Here is an 8,450-nt window from a genome sequence, read left to right on the forward strand (position 1 = left end):
TGCGCGCGCAGAACAGGCCGTCACGCTCGGGCTTGAACGTACGGTAGTTGATGGTCTCGGGCTTTTTGATTTCGCCGTACGACCACGACAGGATCTTTTCCGGGCTCGCGATATTGATCTTGATCTGATCGAAAGTCGGCGCAGCCGCCTGCGAGTTGAACGGATCCATGACGTGCTGATGATGATTCATCGTGTCTCTCCTTGGGACCCGGACGGTGCAGCAAATCCATTGCGCACCGCCCTAATGGGCCAAAAGCATCGGTTCATATGGGAGCGGCGGATTATTCCGCCGCGTCCGCAGGAGGTGCGAGTTCGGGATCGCCACCGGCCTCGTCATTGTCCGCTTCGATATCGGTCAATTCGACATTGAGACCGAGCGAGCGGATTTCCTTGACGAGAACGTTAAAGCTCTCGGGGATCCCTGCCTCGAAGGTGTCATCACCACGCACGATGGCTTCGTAAACCTTGGTCCGGCCGGCAACGTCGTCCGACTTGACGGTCAGCATTTCCTGCAAGGTGTACGCAGCGCCGTAAGCTTCCAGCGCCCACACTTCCATCTCGCCGAACCGCTGTCCGCCGAACTGAGCCTTGCCACCGAGCGGCTGCTGGGTAACCAGGCTGTATGGACCGATCGAACGGGCGTGGATCTTGTCGTCCACAAGGTGGTGCAGCTTGAGCATGTAGATGTAGCCCACGGTCACCTTGCGGTCGAACTCTTCACCGGTACGGCCGTCATAGAGCGTCGATTGACCCGAACCGTCGAGCCCTGCCCTTTCGAGCATGGTAACGATATCGGCTTCCTTGGCCCCGTCGAACACGGGGGTCGCAATGGAAACGCCCTTGGAAAGCTGCTGGCCCAGACGGACGATGCCGTCGTCGTCGAGATCGCCGACATAGTCGTCGCCCTCGTAAAGCCCGCTGATTTCCTTCTTAAGCGGCGCGACGTCCTTGGACTGACGATAGGCGTCCATCATCGCATCGATCTTGCGGCCCATTCCGCGAGCCGCCCAGCCAAGATGGGTCTCGAGAATCTGCCCCACATTCATGCGCGAAGGCACGCCCAGCGGATTGAGCACGATATCGACATGCGTACCGTCTTCGAGGAACGGCATGTCCTCGACTGGCATGATGCGCGAGATAACGCCCTTGTTGCCGTGACGTCCGGCCATCTTGTCGCCCGACTGCACCTTGCGCTTGGTCGCGACGAACACTTTAACCATCTTCATCACGCCTGGCGGCAACTCGTCACCGCGCTGGAGCTTATCGACCTTGTCGATGAACCGCTGTTCGAGCAGGCGACGGCTTTCGTCGTACTGGCCCTGCAGGGATTCGATCTCGCTCATCAGCTTGTCGTCTTCGACGGCAAACTGCCACCACTTGGACCGTGCATGGGCATCAAAGATGGAGTCGTTGAGCTTGGTGCCGGCGACATAGCCCTTGGGCCCGGTCGTTGCGGCCCGGCCGAACAACATCTCCTTGAGACGTGCATAGACGTTACGGTCGAGGATCGACTGTTCGTCGTCACGGTCCTTGGCAAGGCGTTCGATTTCCTCACGCTCGATCGCCATGGCACGTTCGTCCTTGTCGATGCCGTGACGGTTAAACACCCGCACTTCCACCACGATACCGGCATCCCCGGGAGGGATGCGCAGCGAGGTGTCGCGGACGTCGGAAGCCTTTTCACCGAAGATGGCACGCAGAAGCTTTTCTTCCGGTGTCATCGGGCTTTCGCCCTTGGGCGTGATCTTGCCCACCAGAATATCGCCAGCCTGCACCTCGGCACCGATGTGAACGATCCCGGCCTCGTCGAGATTCTTGAGCGCTTCTTCCGAAACGTTGGGAATATCGCGAGTGATTTCTTCCGGTCCGAGCTTGGTGTCACGGGCCATCACTTCATATTCCTCGATGTGGATCGAGGTAAAGACGTCGTCCTGAACGATCTTTTCCGACAGCAGGATCGAATCTTCGAAGTTATAGCCGTTCCAGGGCATGAACGCGACGAGCACGTTACGGCCCAGGGCTAGATCGCCCAACTCGGTCGAAGGACCATCGGCAATGATGTCGCCGGCCTGAACATGATCGCCCACGACGACCAGCGGCCGCTGGTTGATGCAGGTCGACTGGTTCGAACGCTGGAACTTCATCAAATTGTAGATGTCGACGCCCGACTTGGAGGCATCGTTTTCTTCGGTCGCGCGAATAACGATACGGGTCGCATCCACCTGATCGACAATACCGGTACGCAAGGCGCCAATCGCGGCGCCCGAGTCACGCGCCACAACCGATTCCATGCCAGTGCCCACGAACGGGGCTTCAGCACGCAGAAGCGGTACAGCCTGACGTTGCATGTTCGAGCCCATCAGAGCGCGGTTGGCGTCGTCGTTTTCCAGGAACGGAATGAGCGATGCGGCAACCGAGACCACCTGCTTGGGCGAAACGTCCATCAGGTCGACCTGCTCGCGCGGGGTGAGCGAGGGCTCACCGGCGTGACGGGCCACGACCAGTTCGTTGACGAACTCGCCGCTGTCGCTCAGCGTGGCATTGGCCTGTGCGACGTGATGCTTGGCCTCTTCCATTGCCGAGAGGTAGACGACTTCGTCGGTCACCTTTCCGTCCACGACCTTGCGGTACGGGGTCTCGATGAACCCGTACTTGTTGACACGCGCAAAGGTCGCCAGCGAGTTGATAAGACCGATGTTGGGGCCTTCCGGCGTCTCGATCGGGCAGATACGGCCATAATGGGTCACGTGAACGTCGCGGACTTCAAAGCCGGCGCGTTCGCGCGTCAGGCCGCCCGGCCCAAGCGCCGAAAGACGGCGCTTGTGGGTGATTTCCGAAAGCGGGTTGGTCTGATCCATGAACTGGCTGAGCTGGGACGAACCGAAGAACTCGCGCACCGCGGCCGCTGCCGGCTTGGCGTTGATGAGATCCTGGGGCATCACAGTATCGATCTCGACCGAGCTCATGCGCTCCTTGATGGCGCGCTCCATGCGCAGCAAGCCAAGGCGATAATGGTTTTCCATCAACTCGCCGACCGAACGCACACGGCGGTTGCCGAGGTTGTCGATGTCGTCGATATCGCCCTTGCCGTCACGCAGTTCGACCAGCGTACGGACGACCGCCACGATGTCTTCCTTGCGCAGGACACGCATGGTGTCGGGTGCATCGAGATCGAGACGCATGTTCATCTTCACGCGGCCAACCGCGGACAGGTCATAACGCTCGCTGTCAAAGAACAGCGAATTGAACATGGCTTCTGCGGTATCGATGGTGGGCGGCTCACCGGGACGCATCACGCGGTAGATGTCGAACAGCGCGTCTTCACGGCTTTCGTTCTTGTCCACGGCGAGCGTGTTGCGGATATAGGCGCCAACATTGACGTGATCGATATCGAGGATCGGCAGTTCGTCAAAGCCCTTATCGACCAGCGTAGCCAGTACCTTCTCGTCGATTTCGTCGCCAGCCTCGGCAAAGATTTCGCCGTTGGAAAGGTCGACGATATCGCGGGCCAGGTACATGCCGTAGACGTCTTCATCGGTGGCCAGCAGATGAGTCACACCAGAATCAAGAATCTTCTTGGCGGCGCGTGCCGTCAGGCGCGCTCCACCTTCGTGAACCACGTCACCGGTCTTGGCGTCGATCAGATCGTAAACGGGCTTTGTGCCCTTCATCTTTTCGACGTCGAACGGCTTGTTCCAGCCCTTCTCACTCTTTGTGTAGGTCTGGATGCCGTAATAGGTATCGAGGATTTCTTCCGCATCAAGGCCCAGGGCCTTGAGCAGCGACGTCACCGGAATCTTGCGGCGGCGGTCGATACGCGCATAGACGATGTCCTTGGCGTCGAATTCGATATCGAGCCAGCTCCCGCGATAGGGAATGATACGCGCGGCAAACAAGAGCTTGCCCGACGAATGGGTCTTGCCCTTGTCGTGATCGAAGAAAACGCCGGGCGAACGGTGCATCTGGGAAACGATGACGCGCTCGGTCCCGTTGACAATAAACGTGCCGTTCGACGTCATGAAGGGCATATCGCCCATATAGACGTCCTGCTCCTTGATGTCCTTGACCGAGCGCGCGCCGGTGTCTTCATCGACCTCGAACACGATCAGCCGCAGCGTCACCTTGAGCGGCGCGGCAAAGGTCATGTCGCGCTGGCGGCATTCCTCGACATCGTATTTGGGCTGCTCGAATTCGAACCGAACGAATTCGAGAGACGCGGTATTGGAAAAATCGGTGATCGGGAAAACCGACCGGAAGACCGACTGCAGGCCTTCGTCGGCCCGTCCGCCCTCAGGTTCATCAACCATCAGGAACTGATCGTAAGATGCCTTTTGCACCTCGATCAGGTTCGGCATCTCCGTGACTTCACGAATTGACCCAAAGGACTTGCGCACCTTGCGGCGCCCGTTGAACGTGGTAGCCATGTACCCGTTTCCTCTCGTCTGGAATGTCTCGGAGGCAGCTGTTCAAAGAATCGACAATCAGCCGTCGGTTCTTTGAACAGGTGCCCTTTATGACTTGTGTCTTTTCTGGCGATACCATCCGGCCCGTGGTGGCCTGGACCGAACATCCGCCTTGTTCCGCAACTTCCGCCCTGCCCTATAATTCCGGGTGGCGTCCACGCTCCGCTAAGCAGGAGGCGGGGAAACAGGGTGGCCCATGGGCCACCCCGCAACAGATAAGTTGAACTACTTGAGTTCGACCTTGGCGCCAGCTGCTTCGAGCTTTGCCTTGATGTCGTCGGCTTCCGCCTTGTTGACACCTTCCTTGACAGCCTTGGGAGCGCCTTCGACGAGGTCCTTGGCTTCCTTCAGGCCGAGGCCGGTGATGCCACGGACTTCCTTGATGACGTTGATCTTTTGATCACCAGCGGCGGTCAGAACAACATCGAATTCCGTCTGCTCTTCAGCAGCGGCGGCAGGTGCAGCGCCGCCAGCGGCAGCAACGGCAACAGGAGCGGCGGCAGAAACGCCCCACTTTTCTTCGAGCATCTTGGAGAGCTCGGAAGCTTCCAGGACGGTCAGTGCAGACAAATCGTCTACGAGCTTTGCAAGATCAGCCATTTGATCAGCCTTTTCTTTTCAACTTTGGTTTCAGTTTGAACCGTGGATGGTCGCGCCGCCTTATGCAGCGCCCTTTTCCGAATAAGCGGAGATAACGCGGGCGACAGAAGCGCCCGGTTCCTTGGCCAGACGCGCGATGTTGGTCGCAGGCTGCGTGAGCAGACCGGCGAGCTTGGCGCGCAGTTCGTCCAGCGAAGGCAGATCGGCCAGAGCCTTGACGCCATCGGCGTCCAGTCCGGTCGAACCCATAGCGCCGCCGAGGATCACGAACTTGGAATTCGTGTCGGCGAACTTCTTGGCAATACGAGGTGCCGTGATGGGGTCTTCCGAATAGGCAAGAACCGTCGGACCTGTCAGAAGGTCCGAGATATCCGCGGTTTCGGTATCTTTAAGAGCGAGCTTGGCAAGGCGGTTCTTTGCGACCTTAACCTGTCCACCGGCCTGCTTCATCTGCACACGCAGCTTTTCGAAGTCAGACACCGACAGACCGGCATAGTGAGCGACGACGACCGCGCCCGAGCCGGCAAATGCCTGCTGGAGCGAGGAGACGACCTCAGCTTTTTCCGCTCTATCCACTGCTACTCTCCACGAGTTAGGCCCGATCCCACATGGATCGAACCCGTTGCAATAAGCTGTCCCAGTATCGGGGCAGCGGTGCAGTGCCTGTAAACCGGTCCAAGGGGCGCGCCCCAAAAGCCAGTTCGGTTCAAACCAAAACGAGCGCATTTCTGCGAAAATCTCGTCCGGTCATCACCCCATCTATTGGTGGCCACCGGGAGCCCCCGGCAATTAGGATGGCAAGCCGCCATCACCACACAGTCTCGGACAGGACTTTACCCAAAAGGGATTTCGTCCCTTTTGGGCATCTCGGGCGGCCGGAACCGCCCGAAATCGGCTTTTCGTCAGCCCTACAGGACCGACGAGGGATCGACATGGACGCCAGCGCCCATTGTCGAGGAAACGGCGACGCGCTTGACGTAGGTTCCCTTGGCGCCCGCAGGCTTTGCCTTGGAAACAGCATCGGTCAGCGCCTTGATGTTTTCGACGAGCTGAACTTCGGTGAACGAAGCCTTGCCCACACCGGCGTGAATGATACCGGCCTTTTCGACACGGAACTCCACTGCGCCGCCCTTGGCAGCCTTGACGGCTCCGGCGACATCAGGGGTCACGGTGCCGACCTTGGGGTTCGGCATCAGGTTGCGCGGGCCCAGAATCTTGCCCAGGCGCCCAACGAGCGGCATCATGTCCGGGGTCGCAATGCAGCGATCGAAATTGATGTTGCCCTTCTGGATTTCCTCGGCGAGGTCGTCGGCACCAACGATGTCAGCACCGGCCTTCCTGGCCTCCTCGGCCTTGGCATCCTTGGCGAACACGGCGACGCGAACGGTCTTGCCCGTGCCGTTGGGCAGGTTGACGACGCCGCGAACCATCTGGTCGGCGTGGCGCGGGTCAACACCCAGATTCATTGCAACTTCGACGGTCTCGTCGAACTTTGCCGTTGCGCGCTCCTTGACCATCTTGATGGCCTCATCGACGCCATAGAGCTTCTTGCGGTCGATACCGTCCCGAACCTGCTTGGTGCGCTTTGCGATCTTGGTCATGTCCGATTACCCCTCAACCTGAAGGCCCATGGAACGGGCGGACCCGGCAACCATGCTCATTGCGGCCTCAACGGTATCGGCGTTGAGATCCTTCATCTTCTTTTCAGCGATATCGCGCAGCTGGTCCTGCGACAGGGTGCCGGCGCTATCGTGACCCGGGCGCTTGGAGCCCGACTTGAGGCTGATCGCCTTCTTGATGAAGTAGGTGACCGGGGGCAGCTTCATCTCGAAAGTAAAGCTTTTGTCCGCAAAAGCGGTAATGACGACCGGGATCGGCGCGTTCTTTTCCATCTCCTGCGTGGCCGCATTGAAGGCCTTGCAGAATTCCATGATGTTCAGACCGCGCTGGCCGAGGGCCGGCCCGATCGGAGGAGACGGAGTTGCGGAGCCGGCAGGCACCTGCAACTTGATATAACCGATAATCTTTTTTGCCATGCTTCGTTCCTTTCAATAGACCGCCAAAACGGCCATTTGGTGACGGTGTGGTCCGAGGTTTGATCGATGGATGGCAACCATCGCCCTCTCCCACACATCATTCGCCCCGCTAACGGGACGCATCCGGTCAGACCTTTTCGACCTGACCGTATTCCAGTTCGACCGGCGTAGGCCGACCGAAAATCGAAACTTCGACCTTGAGGCGTGCGCGCTCCTCGTCGACTTCCTCGACGACACCCGAAAAGCTCGCGAACGGACCGTCGGAAACCCGCACGTTCTCGCCGACCTCGAACGAAACCGAAGGCTTGGGACGATCGACGCCCTCCTGCACCTGCTGGAGGATGCTCATCGCCTCCCGTTCCGAGATCGGCTGCGGCTTGTTGTCCGCGCCAAGGAACCCGGTGACCTTCGGTGTATTCTTGATGAGATGGAACGTCTCGTCGGTCAGCTCCATCTTGACCAGCACATAGCCGGGAAAAAACTTGCGCTCGGCGTCAACCTTGCGGCCACGACGCACTTCGGTGACCTTTTCGGTCGGCACAAGAACGTCCTCGAACAGATGATCGAGGCCCTTTGAGACAACCTTCTGTCTGATGTCTTCTGCAACCTTGCGCTCGAAGTTCGAATACGCCTGAACAATGTACCAACGGTTGGCCATACTGCTTTTTTCGCTCCTGATCCCGCCGCTTCGCTTTAGCGAATGGACAGTATTAACCCGACAAAGAACTGGATGATCTGATCGGCGGCCAGAAAGAACAGGCTCGCGAAGATCACCATGGCCAGAACCATCGCAGTCGAGATCAGCGTCTCGTTGCGGGTTGGCCAGACAACTTTCCCGACCTCCGAACGCACCTGCTGAAAAAACGTAAAAGGATTAGTCCGGGCCATATACCGCTCGATACCTGGTGTTAAATCTGGGGCTTAAGTCCATAAGCAATCGCCGCGCGAGTCGCATCGCACGGCCAAGAGTGGCCTATTTAGTCTCTGGAGCGCTTCAGCGCAAGACCCGCGACCATCTTTTTTGGCTGCTGCGAACCGGCGTAAAATGGGCGTGAGCGCCGGGTACGCCGGGTGTCAGATCGCACTATCCCGCAAGTGGGAACTGGCAGGGGCGGAGGGACTCGAACCCACGGCCCTCGGTTTTGGAGACCGATGCTCTACCAACTGAGCTACACCCCTGTGCCGAGCCATGGTCTAGTCGAGTTGGTTTTCCAGCGCAAGAGCCTGTTGCAATCACAAGACAAAAAGAAAGGGCGACCCGAAGGCCGCCCCTGAATTCCAGCGAAAATCGAAGCGGTTAAGCGACGATTTTGGAGACGACGCCGGCGCCGACGGTGCGGCCGCCTTCACG

8 protein-coding genes and 1 tRNA gene are annotated in these 8,450 nt (G+C 58.9%); all 9 read right to left on the bottom strand.

What is annotated here, in order from left to right:
• Window positions 1-190: hypothetical protein (locus AACZ55_RS14480; RefSeq protein ID WP_339647245.1), on the bottom strand; the 190-nt coding region annotated here is incomplete at its 3' end.
• Between the two features lie 91 nt (window positions 191-281).
• On the bottom strand, window positions 282-4,424 hold the full coding sequence (gene rpoB, locus AACZ55_RS14485; RefSeq protein WP_338610401.1) for a DNA-directed RNA polymerase subunit beta: 4,143 nt from the start codon (window positions 4,422-4,424) through the stop codon (window positions 282-284).
• Between the two features lie 264 nt (window positions 4,425-4,688).
• Window positions 4,689-5,063 carry a 50S ribosomal protein L7/L12 gene (gene rplL, locus AACZ55_RS14490; RefSeq protein ID WP_338610400.1) on the bottom strand — a complete coding sequence of 125 codons (375 nt, stop codon included), beginning with the start codon at window positions 5,061-5,063 and terminating at the stop codon, window positions 4,689-4,691.
• 60 nt (window positions 5,064-5,123) lie between these two features.
• The gene (gene rplJ, locus AACZ55_RS14495; RefSeq protein ID WP_338610399.1) at window positions 5,124-5,639 is read right to left on the bottom strand and encodes a 50S ribosomal protein L10; all 516 of its coding nucleotides are present in this window, start codon (window positions 5,637-5,639) and stop codon (window positions 5,124-5,126) included.
• 332 nt (window positions 5,640-5,971) lie between these two features.
• The gene (rplA, locus tag AACZ55_RS14500) at window positions 5,972-6,664 is read right to left on the bottom strand and encodes a 50S ribosomal protein L1 (RefSeq protein ID WP_338610397.1); all 693 of its coding nucleotides are present in this window, start codon (window positions 6,662-6,664) and stop codon (window positions 5,972-5,974) included.
• A gap of 6 nt (window positions 6,665-6,670) precedes the next feature.
• A complete protein-coding gene (rplK, locus tag AACZ55_RS14505; RefSeq protein WP_338610396.1) occupies window positions 6,671-7,099 on the bottom strand; it encodes a 50S ribosomal protein L11 in 429 nt (142 codons plus the stop codon).
• Between the two features lie 127 nt (window positions 7,100-7,226).
• Entirely contained in the window at window positions 7,227-7,757 is a 531-nt protein-coding gene (nusG, locus tag AACZ55_RS14510; protein WP_338610394.1) for a transcription termination/antitermination protein NusG, read from the bottom strand.
• Window positions 7,758-7,792: 35 nt separating this feature from the next.
• Entirely contained in the window at window positions 7,793-7,987 is a 195-nt protein-coding gene (gene secE, locus AACZ55_RS14515) for a preprotein translocase subunit SecE (protein ID WP_338610392.1), read from the bottom strand.
• A 215-nt stretch (window positions 7,988-8,202) separates the two neighbouring features.
• A tRNA-Trp gene (locus AACZ55_RS14520) sits at window positions 8,203-8,278 on the bottom strand.
• Between the last annotated feature and the right edge of the window lie 172 nt (window positions 8,279-8,450).

Origin of the sequence: uncultured Pelagibacterium sp. (assembly GCF_963972885.1) — a bacterium.
Taxonomy (GTDB): Bacteria; Pseudomonadota; Alphaproteobacteria; order Rhizobiales; family Devosiaceae; genus Pelagibacterium; species Pelagibacterium nitratireducens.

Excerpts from the sequence above, each read along its gene's own strand:
- nusG (WP_338610394.1), bottom strand. The coding sequence starts at position 7,757 with ATGGCCAACCGTTGGTACATTGTTCAGGCGTATTCGAACTTCGAGCGC.
- secE (WP_338610392.1), bottom strand. The coding sequence starts at position 7,987 with ATGGCCCGGACTAATCCTTTTACGTTTTTTCAGCAGGTGCGTTCGGAG.
- rplA (WP_338610397.1), bottom strand. The coding sequence starts at position 6,664 with ATGACCAAGATCGCAAAGCGCACCAAGCAGGTTCGGGACGGTATCGAC.
- rpoB (WP_338610401.1), bottom strand. The coding sequence starts at position 4,424 with ATGGCTACCACGTTCAACGGGCGCCGCAAGGTGCGCAAGTCCTTTGGG.
- rplL (WP_338610400.1), bottom strand. The coding sequence starts at position 5,063 with ATGGCTGATCTTGCAAAGCTCGTAGACGATTTGTCTGCACTGACCGTC.
- rplK (WP_338610396.1), bottom strand. The coding sequence starts at position 7,099 with ATGGCAAAAAAGATTATCGGTTATATCAAGTTGCAGGTGCCTGCCGGC.